Below are 15,239 nucleotides of genomic sequence, written 5' to 3'. Positions count from 1 at the left end.
TAAAAATCAGACCAAAAGCCAGAGCGCGATTGAATTCATGAAAAAAAGACTCCTACGATAGCGGCCTAGAAAAGGAGTCCGCCGCATCGCAAGAGTCATCGTCTTTAGATAAGGTTAGTTCTGTTGACGGATAAGGTAGTCAAACGCGCCAAGGCTAGCTTTGGCCCCTTCGCCCATCGCTATAATGATTTGTTTATAAGGAACCGTTGTCGCATCACCAGCAGCAAAGACACCCGGCATACTGGTTTCACCACGGCTACTAATTTCGATTTCACCACGATCAGAAAGCTCAACGTCTGAATCTTTTAACCACTCAGTATTAGGAACCAGTCCAATTTGAACAAAAATGCCTGAGAGTTCGAGCTGCTTGATTTCATCGGTGTTACGGTCTTTATACTTCAGCCCAGTAACTCGTTTTCCATCGCCAATCACTTCTGTGGTTTGTGCCATCGTGATGATTTCGATATTCGGTGTTGAGTTGGCTTTATTGATCAATACTTGATCTGCCCGTAGCGTATCAGCAAACTCTAGTACGGTGACATGTTCGACAATTCCTGCCAGATCAATCGCCGCTTCAATCCCTGAGTTTCCGCCACCGATCACGGCTGTCTTTTTCCCTTTAAATAAAGGGCCATCACAGTGAGGGCAGTAGGCAACCCCTTTATTGCGGTATTCTTGTTCACCCGGTACGTTCATTTCACGCCAGCGAGCTCCCGGACTTAAAATCACACTTTTACTTTTTAACTGAGCGCCGCTTTCAAGGCTGAGGTGAATATTACCATCGTTGGTAAAATCAGCGCCCATCAGTTTATTGGCTTGCTGCTCAGTAATAATATCCACGCCATACTCTTTGAGGTGTTCGCCTAAATCTGCCGCCAATTTGGGGCCTTCGGTATGTTTAACGGAAATAAAATTTTCAATCGACATGGTGTCCATCACTTGACCGCCAAGGCGTTGGGCGACAATTCCGGTACGAATGCCTTTACGCGCCGCGTAAATTGCTGCTGCCGCTCCCGCAGGGCCACCACCGACAACCAGTACATCGTAGGGGGCTTTGTCATTTAAGCTTGCTGCGGCTTTTTGAGCGGCCCCATCATCGAGTTTATGGAGAATTTCAGTAAGGCTCATTCTGCCTTGACCAAATAATTCGCCATTAATAAAGACACTCGGTACTGCCATGATGTCGCGCTGTTTGACTTCATCTTGAAATAGAGCACCGTCAATCATAGTGGCACGAATATTAGGATTGATCGCTGCCATCATGTTGAAGGCTTGCACCACATCCGGACAGTTTTGGCAAGATAGAGAAATAAAGATTTCCACATCCAGCTTTTTATCCAATTGTGCAATTTGTTCAATAACCGCAGGTTCAAGTTTCATGGGATGCCCACCGGAGTGGAGCAGAGCCAAAACTAAAGAGGTAAATTCATGGCCCATAGGTACGCCAGCAAAGCGTAGTTGAGTCTGTTTGGTTGGGTTAGTCACCGTCATCACGGGTTTACGTGCACTGGCTTGATCATCTTGGATTACGGATACTAAAGCACTGAGGTCTGCAATTTCATTCGCGAGTGAAAGAATGTCTTGTGAAGCTTTGCTTTCATCGAGACTAACCACTAAACGGACTTCTTCTTTCAGATTACTGAGATATTGTTGTAATTGTTGCTTGATCGCTTGGTCTAGCATGGTTATCTAATCCTGTCGAATAATGTGATAAAGAGAATGGCTACTCTGGATAAATGCGAAATGCCCTTTAGTCGCTGTTAAGTTTTTATCTATGTTAGAGATTGAACGAAAAGGGAGAGCAAACCGGGCATTTAGGTCGTCAAAGTAAAACACCCGGCTTGCTCTTAATTAGCGGTAAAGGTTAGATTTTACCGACTAGGTCTAGCGAAGGAGCAAGCGTGGCTTCACCTTCTTTCCATTTTGCTGGGCATACTTCACCTGGGTGTGCCGCAACGTATTGCGCCGCTTTAATTTTACGCATCAGATCTTCTGCATCACGACCAATCCCTTCAGCGGTAATTTCCATCGCTTGAATCACCCCTTGTGGGTCAATAAGGAAGGTCGCACGGTCTGCTAGGCCTTGACCTTCACGCATCACGCCAAAGTTGTTAGTGATGTTGCCCGTTTGATCACCGACCATGTAGTAGTTGATTTTGCCAATCGTGTCAGAGCTGTCGTGCCATGCTTTGTGAGTGAAGTGGGTGTCTGTTGAGACAGAGAGCACTTCTACGCCACGTTTTTGTAGTTCTTCGTAATGGTCTGCAAGGTCACCAAGCTCAGTTGGGCAGACAAACGTAAAGTCTGCTGGGTAGAAGAAGAACACGGCCCATTTGCCAAGAACATCTTGTTCTGTGATCTCTACGAATTCACCGTTTTTATATGCTGTTGCGCTAAATGGTTTGATATGAGTGTTAATCATTCTTTACTTTCCTTTCTTGTAAGTTTTTGATTTCGCAATGTCTTGCGTTCGGTAAGTATATTCCCACTTTGAGTTGATAAAGGAAAATTGCTTATATCTATTCTTTTGATAGGCAAAACCTATTTTTAAGCGATGTTGTTGCGCTCGACATTGATTGATTGACTAAATCAAGCTATTAATAGTTTAAGATAAAATTGGTTTGGTAAACAAAATGTATAAAAGTATATGGGTTGGTGTATTGGCTAGTGTATTTGCATCACAGATCAGTGCAAATACTCACAATCAGCAATGGTCGTTGGATCAATGGATGCCTAGAATCATCGAAGGAGAAGAGTCAGACGTAAACGCTTGGCCTTTTATGACTGCATTAGTCAAAAATAATGCAATTAATACTTATAAAGGACAGTTTTGTGGGGCGAGTTACCTGGGTGGTGGGTGGGTATTGACCGCAGCCCACTGTGTCGAGAGAATCAACGTTAACGATTTTCATGTGCATATTGGCGTGCATAATTTGCTTAAAACGGCTAGCGAAGATGAAAATGAAGGCGAACGTGCTGAGATTAAAGCAGTTTATGTGAATGAAAAGTATGCAGCTGCTAGTGATTACAGCAATGATATTGCTTTGATTGAGTTAAGGTCGAAACCTAATGCTGACGCCGTAGCGCTGAAAACAACTGAAGGAGATCTGTCGGAAGGGCAACTTCTAACAGTCATGGGCTGGGGAAATACTGTGGCCGATCGTAATCACCCCCCCCACTATCCATCAGTGCTGAGACAAGTCGATGTGCCTTATGTGCCGAGAACAACCTGTCAAAATCTTAATGGTGCCTATGCCAAGATTGGTAACGATGCCATTTGTGCTGGCTTTCCAGAGGGGGGATACGATTCTTGCCAAGGCGATAGTGGCGGGCCTTTAGTGGTTAAAGAAGGTGATAACGTGCAGCAAGTTGGTATCGTTAGTTGGGGGAATGGCTGCGCTCAGCCAAACGCCTATGGGGTTTATGCTAATGTTGCTTATTTTCAAGATTGGATCGCCAAGATAAAAGAATTGGGTATCAGTTATTCCCAATATACTTATCGTAAAGTCACTCAACCAAGCGTAGAAGAAGAGCTTGTCATAGAGAATACCTCTGATACGGCATTATCTATTCTTGACATAGAACTTGAGCCTGATTCCAAGCTCACCATAACAACCAATACTTGTCTTGGTGAGACTTTAGAGCCTTCTACTAGCTGTAGCATTCATCTCACCTCAACCTCAAAAAAACTGTTTCCTCGATCGACTGATGCCCGTGAAGTTCAACAGCTAACCGTTACGACTAACCGAGAAAATAATGAAAAATTATCGTTTGCCTTGATGTTTGAGCGTGACCAAGAAAATAAAGAGGTTACTACTTCTAGCTCAGGTGGCAGTATCAGTTGGTCTTTATTGGGGTTAGGCTTACTCGGTTGGTTCCGTTTTCGTCAAGGAGTGAAATGGTGATAAGAGTCGTATTCAGCATCGTATTGGCCTTTATGTTGAGTGCTTGTAGTGGCGCAGAGACTGCTGTAACCAATACCACTGTAGCAGGGGATAAAGTCCCTCTATTGAGCTATCAAATAAACTCACACTATATCGTTTTTGAAGCGCTGGGGAATGGATGCAGCCAGGCGGATCATTTTGCGTTACAGATAGACTCAATCCAGCAACAAGCAGCAACCGTATCGGTGATGCGCGTTAAACAAGATATGTGTCGTCGGATGCCAATGTGGGAATCGTTCACGCTTGCTTTACCTAAAGCACTCCAAGGGAAAACGCTTTCGGTGACCAATGCCCAAGGGCAGGCAGATCTCAAAGGGTAATTGTACTAGGGTCTGTTTTCAATCAGCAAAAGCCAGTGGTAATCCACTGGCTGAGAACTAAATGTGTGCTAGGCATGAGCAAAATAGTAAGTGCGATACCCACCGATCAAGTTACGTGCTTTAAAGCCGTGGTTCACCAACTGGCGATAGGCGACGTTACCGCGTAACCCAACTTGGCAGTAGATAATGATCTCTTTGTCTTTCGGTAACTCATGCAGCCGCTGACGTAATTGATCGACCGGAATATTGATGTCGCCTTTGAGATAACAACCATTTTGCCGTTCATCCGGGTTGCGGACATCTAACAGAATCTGATCGTCGGTTAGGGTGTCAAGTTGCTCAAAATGAATCGCTTTAGCGTCACCTTTCATCAGGTTGGTGGCAACAAATGCGGCTTGGTTAATGACATCTTTTGCGCTGCCGTACGGTGGTGCATAAGTCAACTCTAAGTGCTGCAGTTGTTCAACGGTCATACCGGCACGTTGCGCAACCGCCATCACGTCAATCCGTTTATCAATACCGTCTTTACCGACTGCTTGTGCGCCGAAAATTTTACCGTTATTCGGATCAAACAACATTTTAAATGAGACAATTTCTGCCCCTGGGTAGTAACTGGCATGACTTGCGGTATGCACATAAACTTTTTCGTATTCAATGCCTTCACGTTTAAGTTGCTTCTCATTTTTACCGGTTGAAGCTACCGCCAAGTCGAAAATCTTACAAATTGCGGTACCCTGTGTACCTTGGTAAGTTTCATTGCGGCCAAGCATGTTGTCGGCAGCCATTCGACCTTGACGGTTCGCTGGGCCTGCCAGTGGCACTAGTGTTGGTTTTCCTGTGACAAAATCTTTCTCTTCGATGGCGTCTCCCACGGCATAGATAGACGGATCACTGGTCTGCATTGACTCATTGGTCCAGATGCCACCAAGCTCACCAATTTGTAAACCAGCGTCTTTCGCCAGTTGAGTTTCAGGACGCACGCCTATCGCCATGATCAGCAATTCAGTCGATAAGGTATCACCGTTATTAAGTGTTAGCATTAATTGACCACATAAGTGCTGCTGTCTGACGGTTTCACCAGCATCAGCATTAGCAATTGAGGTCGTTGGCACAAACTCAACCGACTGAAGTGCAACCCCTAAACGTAGGTCGATGCCTTTATCTCGGATTTCGGCATGAGCAAAACCTGCCATTTCTCGATCGACCGGGGTCATCACTTGATCGGCCATTTCGATCAAAGTGGTTTTGATGCCTAATTGATGAAAGGCTTCCATCATTTCTAATCCGATAAATCCACCGCCTACCACCGTTGCATGGCTAGGTTGATTCATCTGAATCGCCTTCATGATGTTATCCATATCCGGAATATTACGCAGTGAATAGGTGAGTGGATTGTCTAAGCCTGAAATCGGGGGGATAACAGGGCCAGCACCGGGGCTCAGTAGAAGAAAATCATAACTTTCTTCATATTCCGTGTGATCAATGAGATTGCGGATTGTGACGGTTTTGGTATCACGATTGATGCGCAACACTTCATTCATCACCCGTACATCAACATTAAAACGGGCTAAAAAGCTTTCAGGGGTTTGCAGGAGTAAGTTGCTACGTTCTTTAATGTCACCGCCGATATGATAAGGCAATCCACAATTAGCAAATGAAACAAAAGGGCCTCGCTCAAACATAATAATTTGAGCCTCTTCACTTAAACGACGAGCCCGGGCAGCGGCAGAAGCGCCACCGGCAACTCCGCCCACAATAACGATTTTTGTCATAACGACTCCAAAAAATACATGCCCTACACTGGTTAAGTGGTAGGGCAAAGGATGAATCTTTTTTATACCCACTCAGCAATAGGTTGGGCAACGGCAATAGACTCGAATTTACTTAGCTAGTATGCCTATTTTTTTTAGGACAAATACACCAGGGCAGGTACCGGTAAATGCGCTTTGTAGCAAGTTGGCACCAATAAACACTGTCAGCCATATAAAATTAGCATGGATAAACACGGTTAATAGTACTGAGAGAAGAATCATACTTCCTGCGATGACTCTGATGCCATTTTCGATTGTCATAGTTTTAGCCTCCGTTGCAAAATTGGTTCTACTATAAAACCTTATTTTAGCCATGTCTAATTTTAATTTATCTAAATTTGATATTTCTAAATAAGGTTTGACTAATTTAGTTGTCTTTACGTATGATTAACACTCAATGACAACGCGAGGGATAAGGTATGGATGGAATAAATGTCAATCAGATGCACACCCGAGCGGTTGAGGTCGCCGAATTGTTAAGCATCATGGCTCACCCAGAGCGACTCATGGTAGTTTGTCAATTAACGCAAGGAGAAGTTGGTGTGACGCAATTGATGAAGAGTTCATCATTGAGTCAGTCAGCATTTTCTCAACATTTAGCAGTATTAAGAAAACACGGATTGATTCAAGCTCGCAAATCTTCTCAGCAGGTTTTTTATTCATTAACCGATAGTCGATTAAGTCAATTTATCCACCATTTACAAGCGGTATTTTGTTCTTAGTTTAGCGTGAACCAACAAAGGGGCAATTATGACATTTTCCATTCCTTGGGCGTCGCTGCTTGGCGGCATATTATTGGGGATTTCAGCGACCTTGATGCTACTACTTAATGGAAAAGTAGCCGGAATTAGCGGCATTTTAAATGGCATTCTCTCTCCTAAAGCACAAGATTTCATGTGGCGATTATTATTTGTGGTAGGCATGATTGCTGGTGGGGTCGCCGGGGTTAATCTATTCACCAGCGATGTTCCCATGACTTATGGCACTCAAACTAGCCTGTTAATTGGTGCGGGATTACTGGTCGGATTAGGAACACGTTTAGGTAACGGTTGTACCAGTGGCCATGGCATTTGTGGTATCGGGCGTTTATCCATTCGTTCTATCGTTGCAACGGGGATATTTATGTTGGTTGCCGGTATTACCGTCTATCTTCGTCTTCACCTACTTTAATGCAATAAAAGTAAGGATAACCTTATGAGAAAAATATTCTTTCAGCTGACTTCTCTCGTTTCTGGGGTGTTATTTGGCGTGGGAATGGCCATATCAGGAATGGCTAACCCAACAAAAGTGATTGGGTTTTTAGACATTGCAGGGACTTGGGATCCAAGCTTGATCTTTGTCATGGGCGGTGCTCTGTTGGTGTTTCTGCCAGCTTATTTTTTACTGATCAAGCCCCAGCAAAAACCATGGAATGCCTCAGAGTTCTGTTTAACTACAAACCGGACGATTGATGCCAAGTTACTTCTAGGTGCGGCACTGTTTGGCATTGGCTGGGGAATCGCAGGCATTTGTCCGGGGCCCGCTGTATCGAGTTTAGCGTTGGGTAATCCGGATGTTTGGATCTTTTTTATTTCGATGATCGTTGGATTAAGTGTGATGAACTTTTGGCTGAAAATGCAAAATCATTAAATCGTATTTTATCACCCACCTCATCTATTGCCTCAGGGCTTGTTGACCTTTCACCGCGGTGAATACGTTTTTGTTTCGCATACAATTTAACCGCTAAAGATCAACATGCCCTAATTGGGGCTTTTTTTTGTTTGTCATTGTGAATAACTTTTCGGAACCATAATCACTCGCTAGGGGATAAAAATTCGTGCCATTACGGTATTATTTTGGTTATTTTTTTCTTGCATTGCTCTCAGCCCTTTACTTGATTGGAGTACAAAAAAAGCAACATAAATTTTTATGAAAACCTCATTTTTTACTTTCATAGTAGATTGAGATCTTATTCTATAAGATTGATTCCTTCTTACTCATTGTCCGTTTTTTATTGATCTATATCAATACGCAACCCACTGGCTTTTCGTTAAATACAGCACAACATATAGTGCTCAACGTGCAATATAATAACCATATGGTGTATTTGTGGATAATTCTGTGAATATGCTGGGTAAGGAGAAATGGTGAAACCAATAGTAATCAAACGAGATGGATCAAAAGCCCCATTTAGTCGAGATCGTATTCAATCTGCTGTGGAAAGTGCAGCTGATCAGGTCACTAATGAAATCGCAATTTATGCATTGAATGTTGCGTTGGCAGTCGAGCTTAAACTCAAAGAGTATGAACAAGTTCATATTGCTGAGATCCAAACTCTGGTAGAGAACGAACTCATGCAAGGTCCGTATAAAGCATTGGCTCGTTCATACATTGAATATCGCCATGATCGTGACATCGCTCGAGAGAAGCAGAGTACGTTAACTAAAGAAATTGAAGGATTAATTCAAGAAAGCAATGCCGATCTTCTCAATGAGAATGCCAATAAAGACGGTAAAGTGATTCCAACTCAACGTGATTTGCTAGCGGGTATAGTGGCAAAACATTATGCCAAAACACGTATTTTGCCACGTGACATTGTACAAGCGCATGAAGAAGGGGATATCCATTATCACGATCTGGATTACGCACCATTTTTTCCCATGTTTAACTGCATGTTGATTGATTTAAATGGCATGTTAACCCATGGATTTAAAATGGGTAATGCTGAAATTGATACACCGAAGTCAATTTCTACCGCAACGGCAGTAACGGCCCAAATTATCGCGCAAGTGGCTAGCCATATTTATGGTGGCACAACCATTAACCGTATTGATGAAGTTCTTTCTCCTTATGTGACTTCTAGCTATAACAAACATTTGGCCATCGCCCAAGAATGGGAGATTGCAGAGCCTCAGGCTTTCGCAATGGCTCGTACTGAAAAAGAATGTTACGACGCATTCCAATCATTAGAGTATGAAGTCAATACCCTACATACAGCGAATGGGCAAACGCCATTTGTCACCTTTGGCTTTGGTTTAGGAACCAGTTGGGAAGCTCGGTTAATTCAGCAGTCTATCTTAAAAAATCGTATTGCAGGGCTTGGAAAAAATCGTAAAACGGCAGTCTTTCCTAAGCTGGTCTTTGCCATCAAAGATGGCCTAAACCATAAAGCGGATGATCCTAACTATGACATTAAACAGTTAGCGTTAGAGTGTGCCTCTAAACGTATGTACCCTGATATTCTTAACTATGACAAAGTCGTCGAAGTCACAGGCTCATTTAAAACCCCAATGGGCTGCCGTAGTTTTTTAAACCCATATGAGGAAAATGGCGAATTAGTCCATGAAGGTCGTAATAATTTAGGTGTAGTGAGCTTAAACCTACCGCGTATTGCGCTCAAGGCGAAAGGTGATCTTGATACTTTTTACCGCTTATTAGATAAAAAATTGAAGCTTGCACGTCGAGCGTTAGAAACACGTATCCATCGATTAGAGAATGTGAAAGCACGTGTTGCGCCTATCTTATATATGGAAGGGGCATGTGGTGTCCGTTTAAAAGCGGATGATTCTGTCGCGCAAATATTTAAACATGGTCGAGCTTCGATTTCATTAGGCTATATCGGGGTGCATGAAACTGTGAATGCGCTATTTGGTCAACAGCAACACGTTTATGATAGCGTAGAGCTACGTGAGCATGCCTTAAATATTATTGGAAAACTTCGTGCTGCAGTTGACCAATGGAAAGCAGAAACGGGTTATGCCTTTAGCCTTTATGGCACCCCTAGCGAAAACCTATGCAGTCGTTTTTGTCGTATTGACACTAAAGAATTTGGTGTCATTGATGGGGTAACCGATAAAGGCTATTACACCAATAGCTTTCATTTAGACGTTGAAAAGAAAGTGAATCCTTACGATAAAATTGATTTTGAGATGCCATATCCTTCCCTCTCGAGTGGTGGTTTTATTTGCTATGGTGAATTCCCCAATATGCAACGTAACATTGAAGCATTAGAGAACGTTTGGGATTACAGTTATACCCGAGTGCCATACTATGGTACGAACACGCCCATTGATGAATGTTATGAATGTGGATTTACGGGAGAATTTGAATGCACCAGTAAAGGGTTTGTGTGTCCTAAATGTGGCAACCACGATTCTTCCAAAGTGTCGGTGACTCGGCGTGTATGCGGTTATTTAGGTAGTCCTGATGCCCGTCCATTTAACTTCGGCAAACAAGAAGAAGTTAAACGTCGTGTGAAACATCTGTGATTTTATGAATTATCATCAATACTATCCAATTGATGTGGTTAATGGGCCGGGCACGCGCTGTACTTTGTTCGTTTCCGGCTGTCTCCATCAATGTCGAGGGTGCTACAATAAAAGCACTTGGCCACTAGATTCTGGACGTCCTTTTACCACTGCAATGGAAGATCAAATTATTGCGGATCTTAATGATTCTCGGATACCGAAGCGGGGGCTTTCTCTTTCCGGCGGTGATCCACTGCATCCAGACAATGTCGCAGCGGTATTGCATTTGGTTGAGCGAGTAAAGAAAGAGTGTGTTGGAAAAGATATTTGGTTATGGACCGGATATTGTTTACACGAACTAGATGAAAAGCAGCGGCAAGTGTTAGATTACCTTGATGTCTTGATCGATGGTAAATTTGAGCAATCATTGGCTGACCCGAGTTTAGACTGGCGAGGGAGCAGTAATCAGATCATTCATTACTTAAAGTTGTAAAAATCACTTTCGATTTTTCCTTATCTGGTGTTTACTTGAAAGTCATTACTTGAATTTCAAAGGGTTGTGACTTTCATGCTTTCACATTTACCAACACCAACATTAGATCCCATTCTTTCGCTTTCCGTCGCATTTCGCCAAGATCCACGTCCTCAAAAAGTAGATCTCGGGATTGGTGTGTATAAAAATAGCCAAGGTGAAACACCAATAATGCAAGCGGTGCAGCAGGCACAAGCCATGGTTGTAAATACACAAACCACCAAGTCATATGTTGGATTAGCGGGTTGTGAAGAGTTTAATCAGCACATCGCTAAGCTAGTATTAGGGGAGACGCCGGTATTTGATCGTCTGACTTCAATTCAAACCCCAGGAGCTAGTGGCGCTTTACGCATGCTTGGTGATTTAATGCGGGTCGCTCAACCAGAAACCACCGTTTGGCTAACCAATCCTAGTTATATTAACCATAAACCAGTGATGGAAGCCGCAGGATTAAAGGTTAAATACTATGCTTATTTCAATCCACAGACTAAGTTAGTTGATGTGGCACGCATGTTGGATGATTTATCTCATGCAGGGCCAAAAGATGTCGTGCTATTGCATGGGTGTTGCCATAATCCAACAGGAGCCGATATTGATCTCTCTGCTTGGCAGGCAATTACAGAGTTAGCTCTTAAACAAGGCTTTACTCCTTTTGTTGATATTGCCTACCAGGGCTTCGGTGGTGGGCTCGAAGAAGATGCCAGCGGTTTACGCTATATGGCAGCAAAAGTTGAGGAAATGTTGATCACCACATCCTGCTCTAAAAATTTTGGTTTATACCGAGAAAGAACAGGGGCTGCTATAGTATTAGGAAAAAACGGGCAGGAGATTGCGAACGCTCGGGGCAAAATGTTGACCTTAGCACGCTCGACTTACACCATGCCACCGGATCACGGTGCCGCATTGGTGAAAACCATATTACAAAGTGAGGCATTAACCTCCCTTTGGAAACAAGAACTCAATACCATGCAACACCGCTTGTTAAACCTGCGTCAAACCTTATGTAATGAGTTGAGAAATCAACATAATACGTCACAATTTGATTTTATTGAAAGTCATCAAGGGATGTTTACCGTGCTTGGATTTAGTGCCGCGCAGATGCATCGATTGCGAGAAGAGTTTGCAATATATGGTGTGGCTGATGGTCGAATTAATATCGCAGGGTTAACCGAACAAGATATTCCTTATGTGGCAGAGGCGATAGTTAAGGTATCTTAACTGATGTTTGATTAGGTGAATGAATGAAATCACACTGGAAAATTTTTATCCTAGGTATACTTTCTGGCACATTGAGTGCTTGCTCCTTTTTACCCGAACCACACAGTACGCCGGAACAGCAGCAAGAACTGACGCCCATTGAACATGTGCCACCAGAAAGTAACCAAGTGGCTATCGAGGAGGAAACCCATTTAGCCCCTCACTCAATAGAGCCTGCGGCATTAGTTTTATCTTCGACTAAAACATCGGATGGAAAATTAATTCTTGGTGATCAAGAGTGGGTATATGTACCTGCATTACAGGAACATTTCCGGGCAAGAATTGATACTGGAGCAGCGACGTCTTCCATCAGTGCTGTAGACATTGTGCCATTTGATCGAGGGGGCAAAGACTGGGTTAAATTTCGAATTGAACATGATGGTATTACAAGCAACGAAATGAATCTTCCGGTTGAACGTTGGGTTCGCATTCGTCAATCAGCTAGTGAAGCGGCACATCGCCGTCCAGTGGTTGTCACGTGGATTCAAATTGGTGATCTAAAAGAAAAAACAGAATTTACATTAGCCAATAGAACTCATTTAACTTTTCCACTTTTGTTGGGAAGAAGTTTCTTTAAACATGTAGCAATTGTTGATGTCAGTCGTCAGTACGTACAAGAAAAACAACAAAATTAAATCGCCTTTTCTTCATGTAATCCTCCTTTATTTAGGGGGATTACTGTTTAATACGCAGTCGATGTAGTAAGCGAGGCTTGTTTAATACAGTTTCTGCCCGATTTTTTTGCCTTATATAAAGCTTCATCTGCTAGCTTTAAGGCTCGTTTCGGATCGCTTTCAATACGGCTATCACAAATTCCCATACTCACCGTGATGTTGACCGAGTTTTTCCCCCCTTCATGGCGTTTTTTCACGCCAGCCCGCTGACTTTTAGGGCGTTCTTCTATATTACGGATGACGAGATCATACTGCTCAATATCGTTGCGTAACCACTCAAGAGACTCCTCGGCCTGAGAGGCATATTTTCCTTTAAATAAAAGGGTAAATTCTTCACCACCATAACGGTAAACATGAGCTTTACCTGGTATCTGCCGTAATCGACTGGCTACTAATCTGAGTACATCATCGCCCGTATCATGGCCAAATTGGTCATTAAAGGTTTTGAAATGGTCAATATCTAGCATAGCGATAGTAAACTTTTTACCTAATCGTGGTAAATCGAGATCTAAAGCATAGCGTCCTGGTAACTGGGTAAGGCGATCTTTAAATGCCAATTCATGGCCAATCGAGAGTAAGTATAGAAGCAGAAAAATACCCGCTAATGAAAACATCGTACTGGAAATATAGGGGACATGAAAAAAAACAAAAGTCACAGTCATAAATAGTATCGACGTATACATGACAGCATCCATTAGACGATTTCGGGTCAAGAGCACGATGGCACAAATACCTAACATCAAAGCAAGATATAGGACAACGATAACAGGTAAGCGAGACAGTCTTGGTTCGACATAAAGCAGCCCATTGAGCCCATTAAGCGGCTCAGAGTCGAAGTGAACCACGATCAATGTACTCCACAAAGCAAAAAATATTAATAGAACCAGATACAATACAAAGCCTTTACTAAAAAGTCCTTCATTACGTAACGTGTAACTGATGAGACTTGCAACGGGCAGCAATACCGCTAATAAAGATAATTCAAGTAAGGTTGACCCCGTCGTCAGTGGGGTTTGTAAACGATAATGAATCACCCAATAGCTAATCATAAGGGTACAAGCGATCATCGCGATACGACTTTGCTTAAATAGATGAGCGACAGCAATGGCGGCGAAAAAAAGCACATACGGGAGCGTATCAGCAAAACCACTATTGGTTTGGCTGACGAAAATAACGTTATTCATCCCTGCCCATACCGCGAGCAGCAAGAGAAGAGGAAAAGCAAAACGAAACCAAGACGAGGAGGTAAAGCCCGTAAACATGTTTTATTTTTAAACCATTTGCTGTAATTATGAGGTAAAGAACAAACCAGACATTATGAAAAAAAGAGCGATGACTTATCTCTCGGGAGAGTCTGTTGACCTTTCGCCGTTAAAATTTGCAAAAATCAGCCAGAAAGGTGAACAGACCCTAGTGATCAGAATACGTTGATTTCATCAATTGCCAACCTTTTGCTAAACTAGACGTGAACATAACGATATCGTTTTCGCTGAAAATGCTAATTTTAGCTTTCATTGCCAACCATCTTGCTGAAGTGTAACAGGCTTTTTGTATTATAAGTGAGATAGAATTGTTTTGTCTGCTATGAAATGATAAGGAATTCAACGATGCAACTGAACATGGAAGTCCATAATTATATGGAAACATTAGTTGGACAAGTCCTAGCCCAAAGTTACTATGTTTCACAATATGATACAGATCAATTAGCCGATTTAGCCTGTTTAGCATTAAATCAAATTCGGCCTGTGTATATTCGCTTTGATATTGATTTTTTATCCTCACTGCCAGAAGAACGCTTAGTGATATTAAAACAGCGAGCTGTCGCGGCAGTTGAAGCCGCAGAGCCGATGATCATCAATGATAGGCGAACCGATCGAGAGCTTATCATTCCCGTCTTGTTTGGGACACGTACGGTGGATGACGAAATGCCTTTAGAATGGTATGAAACCCCCATTATGGGAGAGAAATTAATCGATAAGGAGTAGTTGTGGGCTTATTTTCTCGTTGGTTTAGTCGTCACTTAAAAAATGACATTATTGATGAAAAACCCTATGAATATAAAGGTTTTTTAATTTATCAGGAGCCGATTAATGAACACGGTCAATATCGTATTGCCGGGCGAATTATTCAGGAGGTGAATGGCGAATGGAAAGAACATCGTTTCATCCGCTCTGATTTACTGTCCAGTGAAGCACAAGCAAAAGAACTCATGTTAAAGAAAGCACAGCTCTACATTGATCAGATGAGTGGTCAGATCTTTCAGTAATTAACCAAGTCATTGACAGAAATCATAAATAAAAGAACGCTAAGTCGATATGCTTATCGTTCTTTTATTTATTTGTGTGCTTTGCAAAGCCCTATTTTTCTCAGCTGTGGCTTGAGTCTATTTGCTATTTGCTATTTGCTCTGACTTCATGCAAGTTAGATAGCTAACATTACGTCACTCTAGTCTGATATACCCTTATATGCGGAGTC

16 protein-coding genes are annotated in these 15,239 nt (G+C 42.6%); 11 read left to right on the top strand and 5 right to left on the bottom strand.

Annotation, left to right across the window (positions count from 1 at the left end):
* Positions 1 to 114: 114 nt before the first annotated feature.
* Together ahpF and ahpC are read right to left on the bottom strand one after the other, a co-directional pair.
* Positions 115 to 1,683 carry an alkyl hydroperoxide reductase subunit F gene (ahpF, locus tag CAG57_RS06155; protein ID WP_161426940.1) on the bottom strand — a complete coding sequence of 523 codons (1,569 nt, stop codon included), beginning with the start codon at positions 1,681 to 1,683 and terminating at the stop codon, positions 115 to 117.
* Positions 1,684 to 1,864: 181 nt separating this feature from the next.
* Entirely contained in the window at positions 1,865 to 2,422 is a 558-nt protein-coding gene (gene ahpC, locus CAG57_RS06150) for an alkyl hydroperoxide reductase subunit C (RefSeq protein WP_161426941.1), read from the bottom strand.
* Positions 2,423 to 2,633: 211 nt separating this feature from the next.
* On the opposite strand from ahpC, the gene CAG57_RS06145 reads away from it, so the two are divergent.
* Both CAG57_RS06145 and CAG57_RS06140 read left to right on the top strand, forming a co-directional pair.
* Complete coding sequence (locus CAG57_RS06145; protein ID WP_161426942.1) at positions 2,634 to 3,905, top strand: S1 family peptidase; 1,272 nt, start codon at positions 2,634 to 2,636, stop codon at positions 3,903 to 3,905.
* On the top strand, positions 3,899 to 4,264 hold the full coding sequence (locus tag CAG57_RS06140; protein WP_161426943.1) for a hypothetical protein: 366 nt from the start codon (positions 3,899 to 3,901) through the stop codon (positions 4,262 to 4,264). The genes CAG57_RS06145 and CAG57_RS06140 overlap by 7 nt, the downstream gene beginning before the upstream one ends.
* Before the next feature lie 68 nt (positions 4,265 to 4,332).
* Here CAG57_RS06140 and CAG57_RS06135 read toward each other — a convergent pair whose 3' ends face one another.
* Both CAG57_RS06135 and CAG57_RS06130 read right to left on the bottom strand, forming a co-directional pair.
* On the bottom strand, positions 4,333 to 6,036 hold the full coding sequence (locus tag CAG57_RS06135) for an FAD-dependent oxidoreductase (protein ID WP_161426944.1): 1,704 nt from the start codon (positions 6,034 to 6,036) through the stop codon (positions 4,333 to 4,335).
* Positions 6,037 to 6,144: 108 nt separating this feature from the next.
* On the bottom strand, positions 6,145 to 6,336 hold the full coding sequence (locus CAG57_RS06130) for a YgaP family membrane protein (RefSeq protein WP_099612399.1): 192 nt from the start codon (positions 6,334 to 6,336) through the stop codon (positions 6,145 to 6,147).
* A gap of 158 nt (positions 6,337 to 6,494) precedes the next feature.
* Here CAG57_RS06130 and CAG57_RS06125 point away from each other — a divergent pair, with 158 nt between their 5' ends.
* From CAG57_RS06125 to CAG57_RS06095, 7 genes are all read left to right on the top strand, one after another.
* Positions 6,495 to 6,797: an ArsR/SmtB family transcription factor gene (locus CAG57_RS06125; RefSeq protein WP_099612400.1), complete on the top strand. Its 303-nt coding sequence runs from the start codon at positions 6,495 to 6,497 to the stop codon at positions 6,795 to 6,797.
* Positions 6,798 to 6,825: 28 nt separating this feature from the next.
* Positions 6,826 to 7,245 (top strand): YeeE/YedE family protein, encoded by a 420-nt coding sequence (locus CAG57_RS06120; RefSeq protein ID WP_099612401.1) that lies wholly within the window; start codon positions 6,826 to 6,828, stop codon positions 7,243 to 7,245.
* A 24-nt stretch (positions 7,246 to 7,269) separates the two neighbouring features.
* Complete coding sequence (locus tag CAG57_RS06115; protein WP_161430674.1) at positions 7,270 to 7,704, top strand: YeeE/YedE family protein; 435 nt, start codon at positions 7,270 to 7,272, stop codon at positions 7,702 to 7,704.
* Positions 7,705 to 8,201: 497 nt separating this feature from the next.
* Positions 8,202 to 10,322: an anaerobic ribonucleoside-triphosphate reductase gene (gene nrdD, locus CAG57_RS06110; RefSeq protein ID WP_161428294.1), complete on the top strand. Its 2,121-nt coding sequence runs from the start codon at positions 8,202 to 8,204 to the stop codon at positions 10,320 to 10,322.
* Positions 10,323 to 10,326: 4 nt separating this feature from the next.
* Positions 10,327 to 10,794, top strand: coding sequence for an anaerobic ribonucleoside-triphosphate reductase-activating protein (gene nrdG / locus CAG57_RS06105; protein ID WP_099612403.1), 468 nt, complete (start codon positions 10,327 to 10,329; stop codon positions 10,792 to 10,794).
* Between the two features lie 75 nt (positions 10,795 to 10,869).
* Positions 10,870 to 12,051, top strand: a complete 1,182-nt coding sequence (locus tag CAG57_RS06100; protein ID WP_161428293.1) for an amino acid aminotransferase — start codon at positions 10,870 to 10,872, stop codon at positions 12,049 to 12,051.
* 23 nt (positions 12,052 to 12,074) lie between these two features.
* The gene (locus CAG57_RS06095; protein WP_161428292.1) at positions 12,075 to 12,725 is read left to right on the top strand and encodes an ATP-dependent zinc protease family protein; all 651 of its coding nucleotides are present in this window, start codon (positions 12,075 to 12,077) and stop codon (positions 12,723 to 12,725) included.
* A gap of 47 nt (positions 12,726 to 12,772) precedes the next feature.
* Here the strand turns inward: CAG57_RS06095 and CAG57_RS06090 are convergent, their stop codons facing one another.
* Positions 12,773 to 14,026 (bottom strand): GGDEF domain-containing protein, encoded by a 1,254-nt coding sequence (locus tag CAG57_RS06090; protein ID WP_202597926.1) that lies wholly within the window; start codon positions 14,024 to 14,026, stop codon positions 12,773 to 12,775.
* 345 nt (positions 14,027 to 14,371) lie between these two features.
* Between CAG57_RS06090 and CAG57_RS06085 the strand changes: the two genes are divergently transcribed.
* Together CAG57_RS06085 and CAG57_RS06080 are read left to right on the top strand one after the other, a co-directional pair.
* On the top strand, positions 14,372 to 14,749 hold the full coding sequence (locus CAG57_RS06085) for a late competence development ComFB family protein (RefSeq protein WP_161430891.1): 378 nt from the start codon (positions 14,372 to 14,374) through the stop codon (positions 14,747 to 14,749).
* Between the two features lie 2 nt (positions 14,750 to 14,751).
* On the top strand, positions 14,752 to 15,030 hold the full coding sequence (locus CAG57_RS06080; protein WP_161430889.1) for an HlyU family transcriptional regulator: 279 nt from the start codon (positions 14,752 to 14,754) through the stop codon (positions 15,028 to 15,030).
* Positions 15,031 to 15,239 lie beyond the last annotated feature (209 nt).

The sequence above is a fragment of the Vibrio sp. V30_P3S12P165 genome (assembly GCF_009904905.1).
GTDB classification, from domain to species: Bacteria; Pseudomonadota; Gammaproteobacteria; order Enterobacterales; family Vibrionaceae; genus Vibrio; species Vibrio fujianensis.
This window is presented reverse-complemented; position numbering and strand designations above follow the sequence as displayed.

What these genes read in the sequence shown, in the direction of transcription:
- ahpC (WP_161426941.1), bottom strand. Translation starts at nt 2,422, where the DNA reads ATGATTAACACTCATATCAAACCATTTAGCGCAACAGCATATAAAAAC.
- CAG57_RS06095 (WP_161428292.1), top strand. Translation starts at nt 12,075, where the DNA reads ATGAAATCACACTGGAAAATTTTTATCCTAGGTATACTTTCTGGCACA.
- nrdG (WP_099612403.1), top strand. Translation starts at nt 10,327, where the DNA reads ATGAATTATCATCAATACTATCCAATTGATGTGGTTAATGGGCCGGGC.
- CAG57_RS06135 (WP_161426944.1), bottom strand. Translation starts at nt 6,036, where the DNA reads ATGACAAAAATCGTTATTGTGGGCGGAGTTGCCGGTGGCGCTTCTGCC.
- CAG57_RS06140 (WP_161426943.1), top strand. Translation starts at nt 3,899, where the DNA reads ATGGTGATAAGAGTCGTATTCAGCATCGTATTGGCCTTTATGTTGAGT.
- CAG57_RS06115 (WP_161430674.1), top strand. Translation starts at nt 7,270, where the DNA reads ATGAGAAAAATATTCTTTCAGCTGACTTCTCTCGTTTCTGGGGTGTTA.
- CAG57_RS06085 (WP_161430891.1), top strand. Translation starts at nt 14,372, where the DNA reads ATGCAACTGAACATGGAAGTCCATAATTATATGGAAACATTAGTTGGA.
- CAG57_RS06125 (WP_099612400.1), top strand. Translation starts at nt 6,495, where the DNA reads ATGGATGGAATAAATGTCAATCAGATGCACACCCGAGCGGTTGAGGTC.
- ahpF (WP_161426940.1), bottom strand. Translation starts at nt 1,683, where the DNA reads ATGCTAGACCAAGCGATCAAGCAACAATTACAACAATATCTCAGTAAT.
- CAG57_RS06100 (WP_161428293.1), top strand. Translation starts at nt 10,870, where the DNA reads ATGCTTTCACATTTACCAACACCAACATTAGATCCCATTCTTTCGCTT.
- CAG57_RS06090 (WP_202597926.1), bottom strand. Translation starts at nt 14,026, where the DNA reads ATGTTTACGGGCTTTACCTCCTCGTCTTGGTTTCGTTTTGCTTTTCCT.
- CAG57_RS06120 (WP_099612401.1), top strand. Translation starts at nt 6,826, where the DNA reads ATGACATTTTCCATTCCTTGGGCGTCGCTGCTTGGCGGCATATTATTG.
- CAG57_RS06130 (WP_099612399.1), bottom strand. Translation starts at nt 6,336, where the DNA reads ATGACAATCGAAAATGGCATCAGAGTCATCGCAGGAAGTATGATTCTT.
- CAG57_RS06145 (WP_161426942.1), top strand. Translation starts at nt 2,634, where the DNA reads ATGTATAAAAGTATATGGGTTGGTGTATTGGCTAGTGTATTTGCATCA.